At 46.3% G+C, this 21,668-nt stretch carries 24 protein-coding genes and 1 pseudogene; 11 read left to right on the top strand and 14 right to left on the bottom strand.

Annotated features, from left to right (window positions below):
- The 6 genes from D6024_RS27085 to nusG all read left to right on the top strand — a co-directional run.
- Nucleotides 1-213: hypothetical protein (locus tag D6024_RS27085; RefSeq protein WP_205573376.1), on the top strand; the 213-nt coding region annotated here is incomplete at its 5' end.
- 243 nt (nucleotides 214-456) lie between these two features.
- Nucleotides 457-879, top strand: coding sequence for a response regulator (locus D6024_RS25685; RefSeq protein ID WP_162945036.1), 423 nt, complete (start codon nucleotides 457-459; stop codon nucleotides 877-879).
- Nucleotides 880-1,074: 195 nt separating this feature from the next.
- Complete coding sequence (locus D6024_RS25680; protein ID WP_121357691.1) at nucleotides 1,075-1,503, top strand: response regulator; 429 nt, start codon at nucleotides 1,075-1,077, stop codon at nucleotides 1,501-1,503.
- A gap of 316 nt (nucleotides 1,504-1,819) precedes the next feature.
- The gene (locus D6024_RS25675) at nucleotides 1,820-2,176 is read left to right on the top strand and encodes a DUF6717 family protein (protein ID WP_121357690.1); all 357 of its coding nucleotides are present in this window, start codon (nucleotides 1,820-1,822) and stop codon (nucleotides 2,174-2,176) included.
- Between the two features lie 115 nt (nucleotides 2,177-2,291).
- On the top strand, nucleotides 2,292-2,714 hold the full coding sequence (locus tag D6024_RS25670; RefSeq protein ID WP_121357689.1) for a response regulator: 423 nt from the start codon (nucleotides 2,292-2,294) through the stop codon (nucleotides 2,712-2,714).
- Between the two features lie 87 nt (nucleotides 2,715-2,801).
- Nucleotides 2,802-3,401 (top strand): transcription termination/antitermination protein NusG, encoded by a 600-nt coding sequence (gene nusG / locus D6024_RS25665; RefSeq protein ID WP_240410170.1) that lies wholly within the window; start codon nucleotides 2,802-2,804, stop codon nucleotides 3,399-3,401.
- A 211-nt stretch (nucleotides 3,402-3,612) separates the two neighbouring features.
- On the opposite strand, the gene D6024_RS27680 is transcribed toward nusG, so the two are convergent.
- From D6024_RS27680 to D6024_RS25630, 11 genes and pseudogenes are all read right to left on the bottom strand, one after another.
- Complete coding sequence (locus D6024_RS27680; protein WP_394338480.1) at nucleotides 3,613-3,789, bottom strand: Thivi_2564 family membrane protein; 177 nt, start codon at nucleotides 3,787-3,789, stop codon at nucleotides 3,613-3,615.
- Between the two features lie 445 nt (nucleotides 3,790-4,234).
- The gene (locus tag D6024_RS26980) at nucleotides 4,235-4,408 is read right to left on the bottom strand and encodes a hypothetical protein (RefSeq protein WP_162945035.1); all 174 of its coding nucleotides are present in this window, start codon (nucleotides 4,406-4,408) and stop codon (nucleotides 4,235-4,237) included.
- 277 nt (nucleotides 4,409-4,685) lie between these two features.
- Nucleotides 4,686-4,928 carry a hypothetical protein gene (locus D6024_RS25660; RefSeq protein ID WP_121357688.1) on the bottom strand — a complete coding sequence of 81 codons (243 nt, stop codon included), beginning with the start codon at nucleotides 4,926-4,928 and terminating at the stop codon, nucleotides 4,686-4,688.
- Nucleotides 4,929-5,206: 278 nt separating this feature from the next.
- Entirely contained in the window at nucleotides 5,207-5,350 is a 144-nt protein-coding gene (locus D6024_RS26975; RefSeq protein WP_162945034.1) for a hypothetical protein, read from the bottom strand.
- Nucleotides 5,351-6,275: 925 nt separating this feature from the next.
- On the bottom strand, nucleotides 6,276-8,225 hold the full coding sequence (locus tag D6024_RS25655) for an ATP-binding protein (protein ID WP_121357687.1): 1,950 nt from the start codon (nucleotides 8,223-8,225) through the stop codon (nucleotides 6,276-6,278).
- 10 nt (nucleotides 8,226-8,235) lie between these two features.
- Entirely contained in the window at nucleotides 8,236-8,694 is a 459-nt protein-coding gene (locus D6024_RS25650; RefSeq protein WP_121357686.1) for a response regulator, read from the bottom strand.
- Between the two features lie 332 nt (nucleotides 8,695-9,026).
- On the bottom strand, nucleotides 9,027-9,434 hold the full coding sequence (locus D6024_RS25645) for a response regulator (RefSeq protein ID WP_121357685.1): 408 nt from the start codon (nucleotides 9,432-9,434) through the stop codon (nucleotides 9,027-9,029).
- Between the two features lie 36 nt (nucleotides 9,435-9,470).
- The gene (locus D6024_RS25640) at nucleotides 9,471-9,929 is read right to left on the bottom strand and encodes a response regulator (RefSeq protein WP_121357684.1); all 459 of its coding nucleotides are present in this window, start codon (nucleotides 9,927-9,929) and stop codon (nucleotides 9,471-9,473) included.
- Nucleotides 9,930-9,967: 38 nt separating this feature from the next.
- Entirely contained in the window at nucleotides 9,968-10,552 is a 585-nt protein-coding gene (locus D6024_RS27380) for a sensor histidine kinase (protein WP_240410169.1), read from the bottom strand.
- 324 nt (nucleotides 10,553-10,876) lie between these two features.
- Nucleotides 10,877-11,176, bottom strand: a pseudogene (locus tag D6024_RS27675) (PAS domain-containing protein); the annotation flags it as partial.
- Entirely contained in the window at nucleotides 11,173-11,979 is an 807-nt protein-coding gene (locus tag D6024_RS25630) for an alpha/beta fold hydrolase (protein ID WP_121357693.1), read from the bottom strand. The pseudogene D6024_RS27675 and the gene D6024_RS25630, both read right to left, overlap by 4 nt.
- Before the next feature lie 124 nt (nucleotides 11,980-12,103).
- On the opposite strand from D6024_RS25630, the gene D6024_RS25625 reads away from it, so the two are divergent.
- Nucleotides 12,104-12,394, top strand: coding sequence for a PAS domain-containing protein (locus D6024_RS25625; RefSeq protein WP_121357682.1), 291 nt, complete (start codon nucleotides 12,104-12,106; stop codon nucleotides 12,392-12,394).
- Between the two features lie 346 nt (nucleotides 12,395-12,740).
- On the opposite strand, the gene D6024_RS25620 is transcribed toward D6024_RS25625, so the two are convergent.
- Nucleotides 12,741-13,151 (bottom strand): response regulator, encoded by a 411-nt coding sequence (locus tag D6024_RS25620; RefSeq protein WP_121357681.1) that lies wholly within the window; start codon nucleotides 13,149-13,151, stop codon nucleotides 12,741-12,743.
- Between the two features lie 119 nt (nucleotides 13,152-13,270).
- Between D6024_RS25620 and D6024_RS25615 the strand changes: the two genes are divergently transcribed.
- Nucleotides 13,271-15,715 carry a PAS domain S-box protein gene (locus D6024_RS25615; RefSeq protein WP_205573375.1) on the top strand — a complete coding sequence of 815 codons (2,445 nt, stop codon included), beginning with the start codon at nucleotides 13,271-13,273 and terminating at the stop codon, nucleotides 15,713-15,715.
- Between the two features lie 531 nt (nucleotides 15,716-16,246).
- On the opposite strand, the gene D6024_RS25605 is transcribed toward D6024_RS25615, so the two are convergent.
- On the bottom strand, nucleotides 16,247-19,018 hold the full coding sequence (locus D6024_RS25605) for an FG-GAP-like repeat-containing protein (protein WP_121357678.1): 2,772 nt from the start codon (nucleotides 19,016-19,018) through the stop codon (nucleotides 16,247-16,249).
- Nucleotides 19,019-20,126: 1,108 nt separating this feature from the next.
- On the opposite strand from D6024_RS25605, the gene D6024_RS26970 reads away from it, so the two are divergent.
- The 3 genes from D6024_RS26970 to D6024_RS25590 all read left to right on the top strand — a co-directional run bounded on the left by D6024_RS26970 (nucleotide 20,127) and on the right by D6024_RS25590 (nucleotide 21,412).
- Nucleotides 20,127-20,303 (top strand): hypothetical protein, encoded by a 177-nt coding sequence (locus tag D6024_RS26970; protein WP_162945033.1) that lies wholly within the window; start codon nucleotides 20,127-20,129, stop codon nucleotides 20,301-20,303.
- Between the two features lie 53 nt (nucleotides 20,304-20,356).
- On the top strand, nucleotides 20,357-20,584 hold the full coding sequence (locus tag D6024_RS25595) for a hypothetical protein (protein ID WP_121357676.1): 228 nt from the start codon (nucleotides 20,357-20,359) through the stop codon (nucleotides 20,582-20,584).
- Between the two features lie 564 nt (nucleotides 20,585-21,148).
- On the top strand, nucleotides 21,149-21,412 hold the full coding sequence (locus D6024_RS25590) for a hypothetical protein (RefSeq protein ID WP_121357675.1): 264 nt from the start codon (nucleotides 21,149-21,151) through the stop codon (nucleotides 21,410-21,412).
- A 66-nt stretch (nucleotides 21,413-21,478) separates the two neighbouring features.
- On the opposite strand, the gene D6024_RS26965 is transcribed toward D6024_RS25590, so the two are convergent.
- Nucleotides 21,479-21,616: a hypothetical protein gene (locus tag D6024_RS26965; protein ID WP_162945032.1), complete on the bottom strand. Its 138-nt coding sequence runs from the start codon at nucleotides 21,614-21,616 to the stop codon at nucleotides 21,479-21,481.
- Nucleotides 21,617-21,668: the final 52 nt, after the last annotated feature.

Here is a 21,668-nt window from a genome sequence, read left to right as displayed (position 1 = left end):
ACCTGTCCAATTGACCTGCCGGTCTCCCTCAGGCAAAAGGAAACCATTGTCTCGTATAGTTTAAATATACGGAAGAAGTCTAATTTGATGAACGTCGATGTTGGCTTGGTCATCTGGCAACTGATATCTAAGACCGCCAGTTTAACCGACCTGCAATTCACCAACAGCCGTGTTCGTGTGAATAAACGCCGAGTTGTTCACGCAGGCAGGTGAGGTACTATTTTTGTTAACCTTTTGCAAACCATACCGGTACAATGAACCTAAGCGCCTCGGTGCAGTTTCGCAATGCACCTGCTCAATACACCCTCGTTGCTGAAGAAGAGGGCGTCTACTTGGCCCAGCACAGGTGAGAAGCCTGTTGCCGTCCTGATAACTTCCCACAGCACTTGCAGTTCTACACATTGCGTCTTATCTTTCTTTTGGGTCCGCCTTTTTCCCAGGAAAACGATTGCTGCTATGTCTACCACATCAACCTTTATCCTCTTTGTCGATGACGATGACGACGACCGCCAGTTGCTCCAGGAGTGTTGTGAACAGCTGGGGTTTGGCCTTCGTGCCTGCTTTCTTTCTTCGGGTGAAGCGGTGTTCTGGTTCCTTTCGACACTCAGCGGTCCGGTGGCGTATCCCTCGCTGATTGTACTGGACATCAACATGCCGGGCATGGGGGGTGCAGAAACACTGCTGCGCCTCAAGCGCAATGCCCAGTACCGGCACATTCCTGTTCTAATCCATACCACGGACGGACACGAGCCTTTGCAGTATACGTCACTGGGTGCGGAGGGGTTTTGCCCCAAGGCCTGCAGCTACGAACAGTGGAAGCGGAACGTCGCGTCGTTTTTCACCCGTCTCTCCGCTTCACCAAGCGCTTTGTCCCGGTAGTGTGAACATGTCTGTTTTGTTTAGCCAGCGGCTGACTATGACACCCAAACCTTCAACGACAATTTTCTTCCTCCTACCGAAGTCTTTGCCTGCTGGCTGGTGGTCACGGTACCTTGCGCCCTGATTTTCCACCCTCATCCGCAATTACCCTTCGAAGGCCCAACTAATTCCATTTGTGCAGAAAGAGATCCTGAGATGATGAAGACGAAAACTCCAAAACAACGCACGATCCTCTGGGCCGATGACGACCCCGATGACCGTCATATCATTTGCGACATTGTAGCCGCTCATTACAGCAACTATGCGTTGACCTGTGTTGAAGACGGCAGCGAGGTCCTTCGCTTTTTACACAACATCAAGGACACTGCTGACCTGCCATGCCTGGTTGTCCTTGACATCAATATGCCCAAACTCACCGGTCTGGAAACCCTTGAACGGATCAAAGGCGACGAACGGTACAAAGACCTAAAAGTCGCTGTCTTCACAACATCGAGCAGTAAACAAGACCGGCAGGTCTGTGAGCGCCATGGGGTGCCGATGGCAACCAAACCGTATTCCTACAGCGATTTTAAACACGCGGTCGCAGAGATGCTCCAGTTGTGTCACGTTTCCAATACTATTTAGCCGGGTCAGACGTAAAACGCCGTTTCCCGAAAGGGTTGCAGGTGACAGTACAGCTACAGGGAAAATCCAGGTAGGTGTCGGTAACACTTCGGAAAAACGCTACCGGAACCGGTTTGCCGCCCAGTCAACTGATCAAAAAGGTTAACCCGGCATTTTACAGGACGTTGAGATGACGAACATAGGTAGATGGCCATACGTACGGTCAAGCACATCCAGGCCGCTCGCCTGCCACGCCGTCTCCTGGCTTCAAGGATGTACTTGTGCGTATTGTATATCGAAATAATACGCCGTACTTTTACGCCCAACTACCGAACCCATGTATACTGTTTCGTATTACAAGATCGCTGGTCGCTGGTACTTGGATGCATCCGGTTATGCAGATGCCGGTTTGAAGGAGGAACACCTGGAAAGTATCGGCGCCTTCCGTGACTTTCTCGAACTCGTGGCTGATGGTGGATCCACCGTTGTATTTCACATGGACACCGTTCCCTTTGACGGCGCTGACCGATTAGATTTTGTCGATTCCAGCGGCGGTGACTCTGGCGGGTATTACCACATCGGTTCTTTTCGCGGTCAGCAGGTCGATATGGAACTTTGGTTTAACACAATGATCTACATCGGCCGCACTGCAATGCCGAAGACGATCTACTTTAAGCGCGTCACGCCACCGTAATTAGAGCACCACCATCGGATAAATCAGGGGCGGCGAGACGACAACTTAGCTGTTCGCTTCGCTGGTTCTTTTATTGGGGATCGATTATTGTACAACCTACAATAACAGTTTCCCCATGCGCAGTAAACAGTACGACATTTTAGTAGTGGATGATGACGAAGAAGACCGGTTGATGATGGGTGAAGTCTTTGCGGAACTGAACTGTGCTGACCAGGTGACGATGTACGAGAACGGGCTTAGTTTTCATAAGGATCTGGTTCAACTGCGAACGCTGACCCCTTTACCGCTTATGGTTGTGCTGGACTACTACCTTGGCGATGCTGACGGTGGGACTGAGTTGAGCCTGCTCAAAAGTGACCCGGTGCTTTTTTCTGTTCCGGTGGTGATGTATTCGGCCGGTATGAGCAGCAACCAAAAGCAGGATTGTGTTTCCAAGGGGGCCGCGAGATGTTTTGAAAAAGGTTCAACATACGGCGAGTTGCGCTCGTTTTGCAAACAGGTCCGTGACCTTGCGTTTGACGTGAACAAATGCCACTGAGCTTCACCCAAATTCCTGGAGAATCAAGCTGCCTCTACCTGTAAAAAACCAGTGAGCTTTTCTTTTTGTACCCTAAATGGTGCGAACATGTTATCCGTAAATCACACAACGTATGAAGCCTGCTGCCTCGTGGTACGCCGTGTACACCAAACCCAAATGGGAGAAAAAAGTTGCCGACCTGCTCTCCCGAAAAGGGTCACCAACTATTGTCCGCTTAACAAAGTCCGCAAACAGTGGCACGACCGCAAAAAATGGATCGATGAGCCGCTTTTCCCCTCTTATGTTTTCGTTTGTATCACGCCTGCAGAGCAGGCCGACGTGCGAAAGACGGGTGGTGTGCTCAACTTTGTCTATTGGCTGGGAAAGCCTGCCCGAATCCGGGACGAGGAGATCCTCACTATCCAGGCTTTCCTGGATGAACACAAAGGTGTGCAGGTCGAAAAGACACGCATCCGTGTGGAGGACCGGGTGCAGATCACACAGGGACCGCTTACCTCCCGGGAAGGTGTGGTCCTGGAGGTTTACCACAAAACAGTAAAAGTGCTCCTTCCGTCCATGGGCTATGCGCTGGTGGCGGAGGTGGAAAAAGCCGGTGTGGAACTGGTTGTGCTGACAGCAAACAGCGTAGCCTCATTGCAAATGTCTTCCAACCACATTACTCGCAGCTATGTTGCAAACCATGCGTGATACACGTAATCCGGGACGTGTACAACAGGAATTGCAATTGCACCGCCTGCACTACATGGTCTTCATGGGAACATTCCCTTTGTTGCCGGGAAATCGGAATTTTTAGGACAAGGTAAATACCCGGAGGCATGCCACCCGGAAAAACCAGCAACCGGCACAACGGCCGAAAATGCTTCTTCTAGGGTGAACACCCTGCTGCATTGTACAAAGGCTAAAATCTATGAAATAGCCCAAAGGCTTTGAGCAGCCAAATAATGACCGCAATTACGACAACAACGTTCAGGATGGTTTTGATGAGGTAAGCCATTGGAATGAAACGGTTGATGAGCCAAAGCAGGACTCCCACAATAATTAAAACCAATACGACATTAAGAAGATTTCCGGGCATAGCATGAAAGTTTATCTGTCTGTTTTGCTCTTCACCTATTGCCGGCTACTAAGGGGATAACTGAAGCAATTTGTTTTAGAACCTAAGAGCAAGAGTAAAAATGTTGTGCAAGCCCTTCTTTTGATTTATACCTAAACCTAACAAGCAAGTAACATTGGTCAGGGGTGCCGGAAATGCTCAGCCATCTTTTCGCATATTCCAATATCTTCAGCATTTGTCGCAGCTCTAAAAACACTTTTATGTTCTTAGAAAGTTCCATAAAATACTAATTAGTTTTTAAGGAAATCGTCTACTACGATCTGACATATCTCCACCAGACAGCTCTACGGTCTGCATAAAGTACGAGAGCTAAACCAGCGGCGTACAACACAGGTGGCTGCACAACTCATTTCTAAAACTTGTATTAAGTGTTTTTAATCCAGAGTGCAGCACTTTCTTCTTTCACCTATTTCCAGCCAAAAGCAACCGGCTTTTTGTGGCCTGCTGCCCCAGTAAGTGCTACGGCTAAGAAAGAAGCCAAGCAATTTTTTTTGGCGTTTTCAATGGCTTCCCGTGTCCATTTCAGAAAACGTTTGAGGTTATAACAGTCCGCCGCCATGAGCAGGTATTTTTTAACCATTTTTATTCTTTGGGTGTTTACCTGGCGCAAGCTCAAGGAATTTGGCGAGGGTACAGATCACATGTTCGACGGTGGCTTGCCGGAGCTTTTTCTTTTTCCTTTCCCTTGCGGATTTGCATGCGCTAATGTATTTTGTCATGGTGGGATTTATCCACCGTGTCTTCGATCTTTTTAAAGTCGCTCTTGCCGATTTAAGTCTTTCTAGGTGGACAGTCTCTGCAGTCCAGTGACGAGGAGCAGTGGACCCGAATCTTGTAGTCACCACCATGAAAATACCTCAAACGTCTAAAGGGTAGTTTGACACCACCGGAATTGTAGTAATACCCGCCGGGAAAGTAGCGAAAGCCATCTCTAAAGTGTTTGTAATGTCCAAAGCCAATGGGGTGTAGCCGGTGATCTTGTTTCCCTTCAAGGCTTTCAGTGCCTCCGGAGAACTATAGCCGGCATCGGCGTGAACTTCTTTGATTTTTAAACCAGCGGCTGTCAGATTACGGTTTGTATTTTGCAACAGCGAAGGCAAATACTGCGAGTCCTTCTTGCTGGTTTAATCGGTATGGATGCAGGTGATGCCATGCGAGACGGTAACAACACCGAGTTGGCCCAGGTAATTCAGCTGCCTTGGTTTGCTGGGTTTCACTAATACTCTAGCATCCGGATCAGTGGTGGAGTAATAAGTGTGATTGCTGGCAAACCGGGAGTGTTTGTCCAGCAAGATGGGTTGTCTATTGTGGGCCTCGTTCTTCCACTGGTGGTCTACTCGACTTCTATGTACTTGGATACAAAGACTGTTCGCTTTTCTTATTCGCCCTCTTCGGTATCTTCGGCGAGTTCAACGGCGAAGGCGTCTGTGTCTTCGATAATTTGTTTTTCCCGCAGAATATCCATGGAAGCAATGGCCTTTACCTGCAATGAGTCCATGGCCTGCAACCTTCCCTTAACCATGTCTTACTGCACTCTTTGGAGCAGCACCCGCTTGAACAATTCTCGAAACAACTCTTTGCCTAGGACTTGTCGGGTGTGAAAAATGGTCAAGTGCCAGGGTAGGGGTTCGACCAACTCATAGCCGATGAAGTACAGCAGATCAAGTCTCAGGCTCACGGTTTGAAGAAATACGCCGGTCGCTCAGCAGGTTCTCCAAATAGCCAATCAGAATGAGTTTGAAGAACACCACCGAATCAATCGACTTGTGCGCTTCGGTAACGTAATACTTCCTGTTGTCGTCATCCAACCACCCAAGATCCAACACTGCTTTTAAGAGTTGGTAAAAGTTGTCACGCGGCACCCGTTCCGACAGCTGAAAGGAAGGGATACGCCTGTCTTGGTAGTGTTTCTTGCATTGGAGAAGTTATGTCTTTTCACGCGCTTTACCAGTCGGAGTTGGGCAACATGCACATGATTGCTGCAATAAAAAAGCAAAGCTATCACCCTTGGAACTGTCACACACCCGTAGAATAACCTTAAGTCTGCATAGTACCCCTTTATGCACACTCTGGCGTTTGCCGCAATCCCATCGAGTCCTAAATTCGAAGAGTGGAGTAGCTTAAAACAAGAGATATCGATGTGTAGAATCCTCGCCTATTCTCATTTGTTGTAATAGTATAACTTGTATATTTTATTCAATCTTTCACTTCCACCAGCAATAAAAGGTTGCTGACTTCTTTTTTGAAATTTGCTATAAGTCAGCGTATTACGCTTCGACCTACGATCTATTGTAGGTGCTCCAAGTTGATTCTGCCATTATGCATACAAGGGCCGGGAAATGTAAGCAGAAAATTTAGATACTCAGCAAATTGCCACGGTATCTCCAACTCACCAAAAGAAGAAAACGGTGCTGAATTAAAGGCTAACAGGAGAGGTAACTCTGCTACTACATTGGTAAAAGCACACTAAATTTAGCCCCCTGGCCCGGACTGGACTCAACCCAGATGCTACCGCCATGGTTTTGCGCAATTTTCTTACACAATGCCAGCCCCACGCCGGTACCCTCGTAAGCACTTCTTGCGTGAAGCCGCTGGAACATCCCGAAAATCTTTGCCGCATTTTGTTGCGCAAAACCGATCCCGTTGTCGGATACACTAATGGTGCAGTATTCTTTGGCTGGAACAACCGTTACTTCCTGCTGGGGATCGACACCATTTGATTCCCACTTTATAGTGATGCGAGGTGGCGTATCCGGATTGGAAAATTTGAGTGCGTTGTTAATCAGGTTATAAAAAAGTTGATGTATTTGCAAAGGGATGGCGTTGATTGATGGAAGTTTATCGCAAATAACCGTTGCCTTTTTCTGTTCAATGATCAGTTCTAAATCATTCTTTACATTTTCAATGATCGGGTTTAAATCCACTTTTTCAGTGTTCTCTTCTTTGTCAAGGCTGGCAAAATTTAGCAGGTCTTTTAGTGAACGGCTCATCCTGTCAACAGACTCGCCAATTTTGTCAAATTTTTCCTTCGAAAAGGCACTCAGGTGTTCATAGTCTCTTTCCCTGATCATCTCCCGGAACATTTTTATCTTCCGCAACGGCTCCTGTAAGTCATGACTGGACACATAGGTGAACTCTTCCAGCTCCTTGTTTTTTCTTTCAAGCTCCTTTGTTCGTTCTGCAACCCTGCTGGCTAATTCTTCTTCGCTTTCCTGAAGCGTTTTTTTGGCTAGTACTTTGTCCGTCACGTCAATGGCAACGCACATGATTCGGTTAACGGTTCCATCACCTTCGAATAAGGGCTGTATGGTAAAATCGACGAAAATGGTGCGAGCACTTCCCTCACGTTCCTGCACGATCTCCACTTCCTTTCCCTTCAATGGCTGACGGGTTTGTAATACTGTGAGCAGCATATTATCGAAGCCCTGATTTTGCGCTTCTGGAAAAACTTCCGCTACTCTTTTACCAACCATCGCTGCTGTATTTTTATTCGCTACAAACTGAAAGTTGTCATTGGCAATTTCGATGAACAACTCTTCGCCTTTAAAAATACACATGCCAACCGGCGCCTGCATGACCAAGGTTTGAAAATTTCGGACGCTTTCTTCCAGGGCTTTTTGCGCTGCCATCTCAGGGCGAATGTCCCGCATAACAGCACCGATGGCAATGGGCTCTCCAGTGGTATTGTCATGAATGCGTACCGTATTGTTATACACAGGAAACACCTCGCCGGTTTTCAGGTGCCGTACATGCATGATGCCGGACCACTTTCCGGTTCCTATCACACCCGGTAGGACATTGGCTTCCACAAAAGCAATGTCTTCCGGCGTATGCAGTTCCGAAATAGGGGTTTGATAAACCTGTTCCAGTGTGTCAAAGCCTAACATTTCCATTCCGGCCTTGTTGATGTATGAGTTCTTTTGGTCGTTCTCCAAGATCGACATCAGCTCAATGCTGTTGTCTACCAGCGCCAAAAGCTTTTGCTGGACTTCTCTTGCTTTTATTTCGGCGGTAATGTCCTGTACAGTTCCTGTAACGCGGTAAGGCGTGCCCTTGTCGGTAAAGTAAGCCCTGCCTTTTGTGCGGATCCAGCGCACAACAAGCCCGGTAGCCGGATTGATAATCCTGTATTCATTTTCATACAAAGCCCGGACAGCGGGGTCAAGACTGCTCTTCAGTTTTGTTTTTACCCGTTCCCTATCTGCCGGATGAATATTGGCAAAAATTTGGTCGAGCGAAACGTTTTTATTGCTAGGCAGACCAAACAATTCATGGCTGTTGCCCGAAAAAAAAATCTTGTCGGTTAAAAGATCATTATCCCAAATACCGATTCCAGCCGCTTCCAGAGCAGTCTTGTATCGTTCTGCTTTCTGGTTTTGCAAAAAAACTTTTTCCATCGTCAGCTGATCATTTTACTTTATAATATGTAGCGTCAAAAATTTTATACTTCCCATTTGTACAAAATTCATTTGTGATTTTTTGGGGGGTGGCCCAATCCAGGGAAAGCAATTTTCTTAATGCAACTTTGAGTAGTTGTAAACTGTCCGGTTTCGGAAAGTATAAATTCGCGCCCCTGGTATAGGCTTTTTCCACATAATTGGCATTGCTTGCGGTAGAATACATGATAACAGGAATTCGGGCTTCTTTCTCTCGAATAAGTGAAAGCCATTCGAAGCCATCTTTATCCGGCATGTTTATATCGAGAAACACCAGGTCCGGCATAGTGCAATCAATCTTACCAATTTCTTTCATGGAAGACAAATGGAAAAGAAAGATGGACGAATCAACCGCTTTTATCGCTTCTTCAAAAAAGAAGTAATCATCAATGTCATCATCAACGAGAAGAACGTTTTGGATATCGCTCATGCCTAAAATTACGAATTCGATAGCGGTTACCACTAAACGCCTCAAGATAACTGAACTTTACACATGAACAGTAGACGCCATTCATCATTTTCAAGCTTTTGTCAGAAAAGAAAGGCTCCTGCGGTGAATAACTTATCAAGCAACCGGCCTTGGAACAATCGCACAAAACAAGACAATTAGAAGCAAAGAATCTCGTCCCTTCCGGTACCAGGTTTATTCAAGTGAAGCGTTGACTCCTGCGTTCCTATTGACTTTCCAAACCTCAGGATGACTAGTAGTCAACCCGCAAACTCAAACTCGAATGAATACTTTAATTGGCTAAGACGGATTATTTATTCTGAACACGAGCAATAGGTTAGTAATTTATCGGCCACCCTACCCAACTCTTCAGGTGAACTCGGCTTGGTCATCATTTCAACGGCAAATCGCTTGCAAAACTCTTCGTCCAAAGGCGAGGACGACGTGGTAAATACAATGACCGGAATGGACTGGGTATCCAATTCACTTTTGATAATGGCAAGTGTTTCTCTGCCGTTCAAAACCGGCATGTTCAAATCAAGCAGAAGGAGGCAAGGCGGATTTTTAATTCCTTTCGTTGATCGCAGGTACAGCAAGGTTTCACGGCCGTTTGCTGTTTCCACCAGCTCGCAGAGAACGCCTTTTTCCCTGATGGTTTCCCGCAACAATTCCCTGTCATCTGGATCGTCGTCTGCGTACAGAATCACTGGCTTTTGCTTCATTCCTATTTATCGTCGTTGTGCTGGTTTCAAAATAAATCAATCGGCCTGGAATGCTTTGTAGTGGCCGTTTTTGCAGTATTGCTGTGTCACCGAAAAGGGGCTGGCCCAATCGAGATCAACCAGTTTTCTCAAACCATTTAACAAGGCGGAAAAACTTTCAGGCTTTGAAAAAAATAGATTGGCGCCTTCCTTGTACGCCTTTGTGATGTGCGCCGGAGAAAGGGAATTGGTGTACATGATAATCGGCAGGTCACGGTAGCCATGCTCCCGAATGGATTTTAAAAGAAAAAAACCGTCGTGATAAGGCATGTTGATATCCAAGAGGATCAGGTCAAAGGTTTGGTGGCGATGTTGCAATAATTGTTCACAACTATTTACATATGTAACACCAATAGAAGGGTTAATTTCCTGAATCGCTTCGCTCACCAGCTCGTAATCGTCCGGATCATCATCAATGATCAAAATCGACCGCACATTTTTCTTTTGAAGCGCCATAATCCGGTGTTTAGGTATCGAACAAAAATAGGCCTTCTTTAATCAACACCAGACAGTTTCAGTTCATTCCTATCATACGCATTTTGGAAACAAGGTAACCAAACCGTTACTTTCGTGAATTTATTTAGCTCACTCTCGGCTTCGATATGTCCTTGGTGGTTTTCGACGATTTTTTTGCACAAGGCCAGTCCAAGCCCAAGCCCTTCGGACTGATGCAACTTCCGGAAAAGCTCGAAAATGTGATCGGCATACATCGGATCGAAGCCAATGCCCTTGTCAAAAATCTCCAGCCGCACAAAATCAGCAAACGCATATTTGTTCTCTACGGAACGAAAACGGTTTTGCTTGATGACGGTGCCTTCAATTTGTACCCGTGCCGATTCGCCGTTGCGAAATTTAACCGCATTGGAAAGCAGCTGACGCAGCAGCATCGCCAATTGCGCTTGATCGCCTTCAATGGTTGGCAGTAGGTTGTGTTGAAGGGAAATCGGCACAGGATTAACATCCTGCTGTAGCTGCGCGGCTATTTCTTCCACTAGCGCATTCAAGTCTACCGGTGTGTAATCGATAGTTTTTTCATTAAGCCAAACATATTGCTGCAGCCCCGAAACAACGGCTTTCATCTGTTCGTTTGCCCTTGCCAACTTCGGAAGCGAGGGGGCGGCCGTTTCATTTGCGATCTTACCGGTGTACATTAAAATCTTTCGCAACGGCTCTTTTAAATTGTGGGTAACCACATGGCTGAATTGCTGCAGTTCGTGATTCTGTATTTGCACCATTTGTATTTGCTTGTCCAGTTGCTCGGTGCGAAGTTGGAGTTCAGCTTTGGCTTTGAGCAGTTCTGTGTTTTCCTGCAAGGCTGCTTCGGCTGTTTTGCGTGCGGCTACCAGTTCGTCCTCAAATTTTTTGCGGTTGGGAACATGAATGCAACTGCAACACGTAATCCATTTTCCTACCCATTCCATTTGTTTGGCGTTCAACAACACTGGCAGGTGCTTGCCTTTGGCCGTCAAAAGCGTCAAGAAGATTTCTTCCGCATAACCGTGCAGCTTGATCATGGGAAAAAAGTGCGTTTGAAAAAAGATGCGGGAAGGAACGGTGAAAAAAGTTTCTACGCTTTTTCCAATCAGTTCCTCCTTTGTGTTTTCCAGAATGGACGCAAGGGTTTCGTTGACGACAAGCGTGGTGGCCTCGTTGTCAAAGGCAAAGTATCCACTGGGCGCATTTTCAAAAAGCGTTTCCGTCATGCTATTACACCGAGGTAATTTTTGATCAGCGAGATGGTTTCTTCGGGGCTGCTCATGTGCGGGCAATGGCCTTTTGCGTTCATTACCCGAAGGGTGCTGTTGGGCAAGCGCCGGTGCAGAAATTCACCCACGTCCAACGGAGCAATGAGGTCATCGGAGCATTGAAGTATAAGGGAAGGCGTTTTTAGTTTTGGAAGGTCGTCGCGGTTGTCGGATAAAAAAGTGGCCTTGGCAAATTGTTGAGCAATGACGGGGTCGGTACTGCAAAAGCTTTCGGTCAGTTCCTGGCCAAGTTCGGGCCGGTCTTCGTTTTTCATAATCTGCGGGGCAAGGAAGTTGGCCCAGCCGATGTAGTTTTTTTCCATGGTTTCCAGCAGGCCTTCGATGTCTTCCCGATTAAAGCCACCAATGTAATCATCCTTATTGATGTAGCAGGGCGAGGGGCCTACCATAATCAGTTCGCTGAAATAGGAGGGCTGTTCCACCGCGGCCAAAAGTCCAATCATGCCGCTAACCGAATGGCCCACAAAAATGACGTTTTTCAAATCCAGCGCTTGACAAATTTCTAGCACGTCTTGCGCATAGCCGTGCAACGAGCTGTAGCGTTCCGGATTGTAGCTCCGCAGGTCCGATTTGCCTGCACCTACGTAGTCAAAAAGGACAATTTGAAAATCGTTTTTAAAGGCGGGAATGATAAAACGCCACATGTTCTGGTCGCAACCAAAACCGTGGGCAAACACCATCACTTGCGGGCCGTCGCCAAACACGGTCACGTTATTCCGTTTCAAAATGTCTTTTGCCATAGGTAAAATGATTGCATGGCGGTAAATGTAGGAAATATTGAACAGCCGTCTTTTCAAGCTAGAAACATTAACGTTCAGAAGCTAAAGTGCTTTCCATAATTTTACAAGTCTTTCACCACGCATCATGAAACAACTTGAGCAGCAGGTTTTTGATTTGATGATGCAGGCCGCGGTTCCCTTCTCCATTAATAAAGGCGAGAACCACATTGTAGAATTTGCCAATGACACGGCTTTGCAGATCGTTGGCAAAACAATTGAGATCATTGGCAAGCCCATCTTTGAAATCATTCCCGAGGTAGAGGCGCAAGGCTACATTCAACTGCTGGACACCGTGCGCCAAACGGGCCAGACCTACCAAGCTTTCGAATCACCCTTTACGCTCATCGTGAACGGGCAGGCGCCTGCTTTACGGTAATTCTGCCGGTATGAAAATTCAAGAGGGACTGTGATGTGCGACCAGTAATGCATCTTCCCAATTGCTGAAATCCGGCATTCAAAAAAATAAATCATTTCGAAGAAACCAGCACCGTCGCCGGTCTGTCATGCGGCATCCCATACGTGGTGACGAAAGTGACCGGCTAACATTTCAAGTTACATGGCAGCCTCTCGCCAAACACGTGAATAATCCAGCGAACCTCTTTCGGAGCTTTCACACAGAGATAAATCATTGAAGTACAATGATTAGCCAGCGAAGATTCGTTATCTGGCTGAAATGGTAGTCAGAACAAATCTTGCAATTGTCACAAAGTCATTTACATGGGTTAGTCTTCGAGATTCGGGAGTGTAACATGTTTGCCGAACAATGTTAAAAGGCTAGATAGCATTTCAATTAACAAATTAAAATCAAGTGGCTTTACCAAAAACAAGTTTGCGCCGTTTTCGTAGGCAGTTAAAATGTCAAACGAAGCAGCGGAAGTAGACATAATGCACACCGGTATACGTTTAAATTTCTTGTGTGCCCGCAATTCTTGTAAGGTTGCCCTGCCATCTTTTACAGGCATGTTTAGATCCAGGATAATAAGCTGTGGCAGAAACACTGAAGAAGTTAAAACACTAATAGCTTCCTCCCCGTTTTCTGCCTCCTTTACGTGGTGGCCTTTACCCACAAGATTTATTGCCTCAATAAATAACTCCCGGTCCAAAGCATCATCATCAACAAGTAGTATATCCATGCTATTCTTACTTTACTGCTTATTCAAAATCAGTCCTTTAGAAATCTTTTGGCGTGCAAAATATCGCTTTGTTTGGTAAATTAGCGCGTTTTTATCCCTTAATCTTAAATGTAACACCCTTGCAAACAAAGCCCGTTTTCGAACTGTTGTACGAGGCCAGTAAAGCGATTGCTTCTGAAATTGAACTGCAAAAAGTGGTACAGCGAGTTACCGACATTGGTAGGGAATTGGCCGGCGCGCAGTTCGGTGCTTTTTTTTATAATGTCATCGATCAAAAGGGTGAGTCATATATCTTGTACACAATCTCTGGTGTGCCGCGGGAAGCTTTTTCCAAGTTTCCCATGCCGCGGAACACAAAGATTTTTGAACCCACATTTTCCGCGCGGGGTACGGTTCGCTATGATGACGTAACCAAAGAATCTCATTACGGGGAAAACCCGCCCTATCACGGCATGCCCAAGGGACATTTGCCGGTCAGAAGTTACCTGGCGGTGCCGGTGGTTTCGCCATTCACGCAGGAAGCCATCGGTGGTCTTTTTTTCGGGCATTCCGAAACGGGCGTGTTTACCGAAGAATCGGAAAAGTTGATTGAAGGCGTGGCGGTGCAGGCAGCGATCGCCATAACCAATGCCCGTTTATTTGAAGAAAAAAAGCGGACAGAAGAAAAACTGGTTGAACAACGAGAGCAATACCGGAGCATTTTCAACGCGACTTCTGACTCTGCCATTATTTACGATGAGAATGGAACGATAGTCGAGGTGAACCCGGCGGCCTGTCAAGTGTATGGTTATTCTTACGATGAACTGATTGGGCTAAACGCAAGCAAATTTTTTAAACTGCCGGAAGATTTTATCGCCTTAAAGGAGATCGCGTTGTCCGGCAGGGAATATTCTGGTAAGCACGCACGTATACGGAAAGATGGCAGCCTGGTTGAAGTAGAGTTTAAAGGCGTTCGTTTCATTTTTCGTGACAAGCCACATGTGTTGTCAATTTCAAAAGACATTACGTCGGAAAAAAAGACGAAAGAGGCACTGCAGCAAAGCGAAAAGCTTTCCAACCTTGTGATGAACGCGTCGCCGGTAACCTTGTGGATGACGGACGCCGAAGGGGAAACAATCTACATCAATCAAACCTGGATCGATTGGGTCGGCGGCACCATCGAGTCGCAACTTGGCAACGGATGGCTTAACTGTGTTTTGGAAGCAGACCGCGACCGGGTGCGAACCGAATTTCGCGGCGCATTTACAGCACGCAAACAATTCATCAGTGAATACCAGATCAGACGAAAGACCGGTGAAGTTCGGTGGTGCTTTTCGTTGGGCAGTCCCTATTACAACAAAGATGGAAGTTTCAGCGGCTATGCCGGTTCGGTTTCCGACATAGACGACCGTAAGAAAGTTGAAGAAAGGTTAGCCAGCCAAAACTCGCTGATCAACACCATTACGAACAACACATTGCAGGCGCTTTTTTTAATGAATGACAAACAAGTGTGCACTTACATGAATCCCGCTGCAGAGCAAATGACGGGATATCGTTTGCACGAAGTGCAAGAAAAACCGCTGCATTATTACATTCACCATACGCACCCCGACGGCAGGCACTTTCCCATTGAGGATTGCGCCATCGACCGCGCCTTGCCTACACAGGCGCAAACGAAAGGCGAGGAAGTGTTCATTCACAAAGACGGTCACTTTTATCCCGTTGCTTTTATTGCCAGCCCCATTGTGGAAAACGGCATTCCCATCGGGACGGTGATTGAGGCACGCGACACGACCGAAGAAAAACGTATTGAACAGGAATTGCGTAGCAAGGAGCAACAGGCCATGCAAATGCTGGAAGAAAAAGTAAGGGAAAGAACATATGAACTGGAGCAGATGAATTACGAGTTGCTTCAATTTGCATCGGTGGCGAGCCATGACTTGAAAGAACCGGTAAGAAAAATAGCGGTATTCAGCAAGATACTGCGCGACCGGTTATCGGATTCCCTAGATGCATCAGCAGCCAAATACCTTAGGACCATAGTGAACTCCGCGGATCGAATGGCGGTATTGATAGACGATCTCTTGTCATTTTCTAGATTGTCCAACTCGAAAGTGGAATTTGAAAACGCCGATCTTAACAAAATCGTTAACCAAGTAATCACTGATCTTGAGCTGCCAATTAAAGAGAACCACGCGGTAATGACCATCGGCGATTTACCAATTATCAAAGGCATCCCATTGCAGCTTGGGCAGTTATTTCAAAACTTAATTAGCAACTCATTAAAATTTGCACAACCGGAAAGGCAATTACACATTACAATCGGTACATCCACTGCCGAGCTTGACGGCAAGCTGGCCATCAAACTTATTTACTGCGATAATGGAATTGGCTTTAAACAAAACCAGGCGGAGAAAATCTTTGAGATTTTTTATCGCCTTCACAGCAAAGATCAATATGAAGGAACAGGCATAGGACTCGCCATCGTGAAAAAGATTGTTGATTTTCACAAGGGAGAAATACGAGCCACTGGCAAAGAAGGTGAAGGCGCTTGCTTTGAGATCGTGTTGCCGGCTATAATTTGAAACGCCTGTAACGATCGTATAAAATTGACGTTAAGATTACTTAAAGACAGGTGGTTTTTTGCGCGTTTTGGAACAGAAGGTGACGAAAAGAAGGCGTGTATTTGGATGAATGAAAATGAGAGGGCCTAGAGCCTTTGGGGCCGGCAGTAAAATAGAGAAAGGCCGGGTTATAGTGAAATGGTTAGAAAGTTTAAAGCCTACCGGTGACGAGTACCATTGGTTTGTCCAATCGGTAAAGGATGAAAAAGTATTTTCAGTAGGATACAGTGGTCTTTATCCTGGCGGGATGTATGAATAAGTTCAGCAGCTAATGGGTCATCAAACAATACTATTAAATAAGTCTTCCACATCGCCGGCAACCACGGAGGAATAGCTTACCTAAAGCAAGCAAAAGATTGTATTCAAATGAGTGATTCCTGTCATGTGTTTTGCTGACGGTCAACACCGTGAAGGCGCTGGCTTGCCTGCTCCGGTAAAAACAAAAAAACTCCCAACTTTTAGTTGGGAGTTTTTTTGTGAAAGGAAAGGTGGTTACTGGATTGTGACCTTCTGCACCTGTATTCCTTTCTCGCTCACCACGCGGATGAGGTAAAGCCCTTTGGCCTTGTTGGAGAGGTTAATAGCCTGAGTAGCGCTTTGCTCAGCGCTCACCCGGCGCTGTTCCACCACTGCGCCGCGGCTGTCGAGCACCTGCACCTGCACGGTTTGGCTGCCAAAGCGGCTGAGCTGCACCTGGAACTGCCCGTGGTTGGGGTTGGGATATACGAACGGAAATTCTTTTGTGGATGGAAATTCCAATCTTTTGACAGAAGGTAATGCTTTATTAACTACAGGAAAGCAAACGTGTACAATTTCGGCATAAAGGGTCACTGGTGTCACTGGTGATTCGCAACTGCCATATCTCGCTTTTAACAGATAGTTACCTGGTGCAAGGCCGCTAAAGAAATTCGAATGGCGGTAGGTTGCGCCACCATCAATCGAATATTCTTCTTCCGTATTTGCTGAGGGAAAAAGTCTTCCAGATAGAATAACAATCATTGATCCATTGGTGCCAAAACTGCAAACGGGTGGGTGTGTAACAATGCTATACGGAGCAGACAAGGTTTCACTTTTATTAACGATTCGCGAAATAACTTCAGATTCGCATCCATGGGCATCTTTCATTCGGAGCCGATACGTGCTGGCCGATAGGTTTGTAAATGAATATCCTGCCGCAGGGCCATTCATATAAGATGCCCCGCCGTCAATGGAGTACTGAAAGGGAGCTTTTCCTGAAGTGGGAATAATCGAGATCAGACCATCGTTACCAAAGCAACTGGCATCGCGTACAATGGTTAGATCGTTGCGGAAGGTAGGAGGGATGCAGTTGTTGTCGGGACAAGGATAGTAGTTGGGCCGCACTTCTCTGATCGTTACTACACTCTCGCAACCATTGGCATCCTTCAGGCGCAGTTGGTACGTACCTGCAGCCAGTTCCTGGAAGGTCTTGCCGGTATTACTGCCTGCCACATAGGTGGTACCACCATTGATGGAGTACATAAATGGTGCCGTGCCAGATAATGGAATGATAGAAATGTTGCCGTCATTCCCACACTCACTTGCATCCAGTACAATGGTGCCGTCATTGCGGAAGGTAGGTGGTGTGATGCATTCGGTTTTTAGATTTCGAAAGATAGAAACCGCATTCGAAAGCTGGCTCTTTACTACAATGTCAGGTTTGCCATCGCCATCCAAATCACCGATGGCAACACTACTCGGTCCGGGATTGGTTGTATAATTTGCTCTTTCTGCGAAGGAAATATTTACGGGATCGCTTATATTTTTAAATACAGAAAGCAAATCTGTAGTAGTGCTAGTAACAGCGATATCCGGCTTTCCGTCACCATCCAAATCTCCAATATCCAAACCTGCCGGAAAATCAACAGATAAGTTGGTGCTCACAACAAAATTAATATCACTGCTGGTGCTTAAATTTCTTAGGATCGAAACCCTGCTACCTCCAAAGCGCTGAACTGTGATATCGGGCTTTTCATCTTCATCCATATCACCGATGGAAATGTTCACAGGCCTTCCTCCATTTAAATCAAGCAGCCGTGGTATAACTTCAAAATCTACTTTCGGTAAAAAGGCAATTGTATAATCTGTGCTGCTACTGACATTTTTAAAAACGGAAATTGAATTCGATGCGTAATTAGCGATAGTGAGTTCAGGCTTTCCGTCTCCGTCTAAATCTCCCGCGTCGAGTTCCTGAGGATTGTACCCGGTAAAAAAATCTTCTTTGCCCGAAAAAGTTATCATGCCAACGGCGCTGGCATTCCTATAAACAGAAATGCTATTTGAATTATCATTTGAAATAGCAATATCAGGTTTACCATCACCATTAAAATCTCTGATGACAACACCATATGGTTCGCTACCTGTAGGAAAGCTGATTTTTGGCGCAAATGCGATACTACCAACTGTACTGATATTTCTGAAAACAGAAACCGTGTTTGAGCCAATATTTGTGACCGCCAGGTCTGGTTTTCCATCTCCATCTACATCTCCTATTGCAACTCTCTTTGGATTATCTTCTGTTGTGTATTCCAGTTTTTGTGTAAAAGCAAGAACACCTGGAGTACTAAGGTTTCTTAAAACTGAAATACTGTTTGAACTGTAATTTGGGAGTACCAGGTCAATTCTTCCATCTCCGTCCAGGTCACCCAGGGCTGGTTGATGTGCACTGCGGTCATCGACCTGCGTAACGGGAAAATCAGTTTTGGGACTGAAAGAATGAAATGATAAGTCAGAGTTACCAAATGTTACGATGAATGGCTTGTTAGCATACGCCGTCAGCCCATTTGTGGTCACAGTAATAGGTTGATACGTTGTGCCGGGCGGTGTCCTAACGGTCAGTGATGTTGTTGTTGCCGAAATCACCGGTGCCTTTACTGCCCCGAAGTATACAGTATTTTCAGCAGGATCTGCACTGAAGTTGACGCCAATGATGGTAACCGTTGTGCCCACCAGTCCTGCGGTTGGTGTAAAGGAGTTGATAGTGGGCGGGGTGGAGAGAGGCGTGGAAGGTGGAGTAAGTATACTTGAGCGGTAGGCTACAAGGATACCGGTTTTGACAGTGTTAACATCATTTAGGCCATACACGTACAACCTGTTTGCTGCATACCTCATGTGGTAAATGGGTTCGTTGCTGCCAAAGTCAGAGATCGTCTTTCTATTCATTTCAAAGGTTGGATCTAGAATGCCTTCCTGCGCCTTAACCTGCAACAGTAGGAACAGGAAGGGGAGTAGAAGCGCTTTTTTCATTGATCACATTTTTATGGATGTAAAAAGAACTGGTCTGCTTTTGGTCAGTGCATCCGATTGGGGATAAAGAAGAACTGTTGATCTTCAGGGATAGAAAAAATGTTTTTGTGTGCCGGAGGATTGATGGTGCCAAACAACAGACCCGCTTGCCAATGTTGATTGAATCTGCTTTTTTATTTTGGTTTCTTTCCGGATAGGCTTGTCAAAAGGTAAGAACCGTTTTTGAATGTACAAAAGAAAAAAGTGGTTTGCAAACGAATAATTGTTCGTTGACGACCTACCGCAGTCTACCGAAGAGCTGCCTGCCGCAGTTTTGCCCCGACAATAATAAACTCCCGGTTAGTTGCAGGATTTTTTTTCGGTACTGAATAAAAGTTGGTTATTGCAGGTTGATCTTAGTGGTTTGCACACCCTGTCATCGACCACGTGGATGATATCAAGGTCTTTGGCTTTGCCAGTAAGGTCGAATTCAACAGTGCGGATTTGGGCTTTCACTAATCTGCAGCTGTACAGCACGTACAGATGAACATTTGTTGAATTAAATCGCTGTGGCTGCATCTGCAACTGTCCTTGATTTGGGTTGGAATAGGCTACAACGAGGCGATTGTCAGTTGTCTCCTAGTTTGCTAGTGAAACGCCGGGGCTTTGTTTTTGTTGCTGCTGCTGAAGGACTCTTTGATTTTACCCGGCTGTGCTATATGTTTGTCCCTCATTTCATTTAAATTTTAATCCGTCGCCCCCTCTGTCTAGTAGGGGCTTTTTCTTGTTTCCCGGTTCCGAACACACGCATGGCCATCAACCGGGTGCGGCTGTGTGCGAACCCTTTCTCAATTCTTCCGGCTTGTAAAAGTCATTTTTCAGATTGACAATACTCATTTTTCCTGCTTGCTTCTCTCCACACCTTTGTCTTATCCTGGAAGAAAAACCAGAAAAACAATCCGCCCGCTCAACAAAACAACACACACTGAAAAGTACGGTGTCGGAAGGCGGCCTTCCTGCAAGTAATCAGCTGTGCAAATGCATTAGGGTGTGCAGGGTAAGCGCACCTGGCAGAAGTCGAGCAGGAGGCCAGCCTTCCTTTATTTTCTCACAACTCATTTAACCGGCCATGAAAGAAGTGGTGCTTTACTTTCCCGATGCCGTCAACCTGAGGGCCTTTTTGATCGTGGAAGGACTGGGCACGTTGCTCCACTTCCCTGCAAAACAGGTCCTGAGGGGAAAGCTGACCCGAAAACAATTGGCCAAAGCCTTTACCCGTTACGGCGCCGTGCTGAAACAAGTTTAAATCTAATTGACACCTATTGCGCCCACTTGGTAACAAGAGAAAAACCCTCTCCTGTGGGAGAAGGCCCGTTGTACAAATGTCAGGAAGTGTTCAAAATGGAAGTTTTTTGTCAGGCTCGCTACCTGGAGCAGCCAGATCATTTCCGGGCTTTCTTCCCGGAAAAAACCCGCCCCAAACCAGGCTTGCTGCTCTTTGAGGCGACGACGTTTTATCCACACCTGCACTTTTTTCTGGATTTTTGTTCCAACGTCTTGCCGGCGTTGGTGCATTGCTCTGCGTAAGCAAGTGGAACATGCAGCGCAAAAAAAAGCCCCTTGTAGAGACAAGGGGCGCAACCAAAACTAACTGCTTATAAGAGGGCCAAATGTAGGCAAGAACTTTTCCGCGGATTAAACTTTTTGCGGCGACTGCCTTCTTACAAACAGGCTTTACCCGTTTTTGCCTCCTACGCAATGAAAAACACAGCGTTGCACAAATACACCGCAGTGGCTCTTACCCTTTGAAAACGAATAACCGTACTTCCCGGTCCCTTTGAAAGAAGTGCCCTTTCCCATTCTTCGCATAATTGTCCCCTCTTAAAAGGAGGGGACTTTTTTTGTGGCCACTCTTTTTAGTGGATAAAGGAGTCCCGGTGCCTACGAATGGAGATGCAGGAAGATCTGTCGGGCGCCCCAGACAGCCTCCGGGACATCCCCTTACGGCACAAACCATCTGCTACCCAATTTACTTATGTTGTGTGCTGACTGGTGATTTCGGTGAGAGGACCACACCCAAGGGTTTGACCAGGAGGACTGCCCACCTGATCCGGGTATGCTGGCACAGTTGTTTTAAAGAAAAAAGCGTCTTTGAAAAAAACATTGGATAGGCTGCACACCCTTAATCAGTACGTTTTTGTCGGTCGTGCTGCGGCCTATCCTTTTTTCTTTACCCGCAAAAGATATTGTGCAGCTTCCAGGTGGGTTGCAGCATTTGCAACAGCTGGTGATGATTACCAGTGGGCCTGTGCAGTTGAGCCGATAAAAGTTGGTGCAATATTTGAAAATTTAATAATGGACTTTAGAATATTGGAACAGATACAAGGCGGGATGTTTATCCTGCCTTCTTTTTAAGAAAGCCCGTTGAGCACAGCCACATTATTCTTTGCGCCAGAACCGGCGGCGGTAAGCCCCTTTGGTTTATTGTGGATTTGAAGTGCTGCCCCGTTCGTCCGGCTTGCTGTCTTCCCAGAGCTGCCGGATGGTTTGGTGAAGGACTTCAATGTTGTTTCTGACCACCTGGATCTTCTCCGAACGACCGGTGCCTAATAATGCCAATAGCTCTGTCTGCAGCTGCAACTATTGTTTGGGGATGATTCTTTGCATGATT

The sequence above is a fragment of the Flavisolibacter nicotianae genome, assembly GCF_003628535.1.
Taxonomy (GTDB): Bacteria; Bacteroidota; Bacteroidia; order Chitinophagales; family Chitinophagaceae; genus Flavisolibacter; species Flavisolibacter nicotianae.
Note: the sequence above shows the minus strand (reverse complement) of the source record. Positions and strands in the feature narration are given on the sequence as shown.

Coding starts and splice junctions, on each gene's coding strand:
- D6024_RS26970 (WP_162945033.1), top strand. CDS start 20,127: ATGAAAGAAGTGGTGCTTTACTTTCCCGATGCCGTCAACCTGAGGGCC.
- D6024_RS25625 (WP_121357682.1), top strand. CDS start 12,104: ATGAAACAACTTGAGCAGCAGGTTTTTGATTTGATGATGCAGGCCGCG.
- D6024_RS25685 (WP_162945036.1), top strand. CDS start 457: ATGTCTACCACATCAACCTTTATCCTCTTTGTCGATGACGATGACGAC.
- D6024_RS25620 (WP_121357681.1), bottom strand. CDS start 13,151: ATGGATATACTACTTGTTGATGATGATGCTTTGGACCGGGAGTTATTT.
- D6024_RS27380 (WP_240410169.1), bottom strand. CDS start 10,552: ATGAAAGCCGTTGTTTCGGGGCTGCAGCAATATGTTTGGCTTAATGAA.
- D6024_RS25680 (WP_121357691.1), top strand. CDS start 1,075: ATGATGAAGACGAAAACTCCAAAACAACGCACGATCCTCTGGGCCGAT.
- D6024_RS25640 (WP_121357684.1), bottom strand. CDS start 9,929: ATGGCGCTTCAAAAGAAAAATGTGCGGTCGATTTTGATCATTGATGAT.
- D6024_RS25670 (WP_121357689.1), top strand. CDS start 2,292: ATGCGCAGTAAACAGTACGACATTTTAGTAGTGGATGATGACGAAGAA.
- D6024_RS26975 (WP_162945034.1), bottom strand. CDS start 5,350: ATGGTTAAGGGAAGGTTGCAGGCCATGGACTCATTGCAGGTAAAGGCC.
- D6024_RS25605 (WP_121357678.1), bottom strand. CDS start 19,018: ATGAAAAAAGCGCTTCTACTCCCCTTCCTGTTCCTACTGTTGCAGGTT.
- D6024_RS25645 (WP_121357685.1), bottom strand. CDS start 9,434: ATGAAGCAAAAGCCAGTGATTCTGTACGCAGACGACGATCCAGATGAC.
- D6024_RS25675 (WP_121357690.1), top strand. CDS start 1,820: ATGTATACTGTTTCGTATTACAAGATCGCTGGTCGCTGGTACTTGGAT.
- D6024_RS25650 (WP_121357686.1), bottom strand. CDS start 8,694: ATGAGCGATATCCAAAACGTTCTTCTCGTTGATGATGACATTGATGAT.
- D6024_RS25655 (WP_121357687.1), bottom strand. CDS start 8,225: ATGGAAAAAGTTTTTTTGCAAAACCAGAAAGCAGAACGATACAAGACT.
- nusG (WP_240410170.1), top strand. CDS start 2,802: ATGTTATCCGTAAATCACACAACGTATGAAGCCTGCTGCCTCGTGGTA.
- D6024_RS26980 (WP_162945035.1), bottom strand. CDS start 4,408: ATGGTTAAAAAATACCTGCTCATGGCGGCGGACTGTTATAACCTCAAA.
- D6024_RS25630 (WP_121357693.1), bottom strand. CDS start 11,979: ATGGCAAAAGACATTTTGAAACGGAATAACGTGACCGTGTTTGGCGAC.
- D6024_RS27680 (WP_394338480.1), bottom strand. CDS start 3,789: ATGCCCGGAAATCTTCTTAATGTCGTATTGGTTTTAATTATTGTGGGA.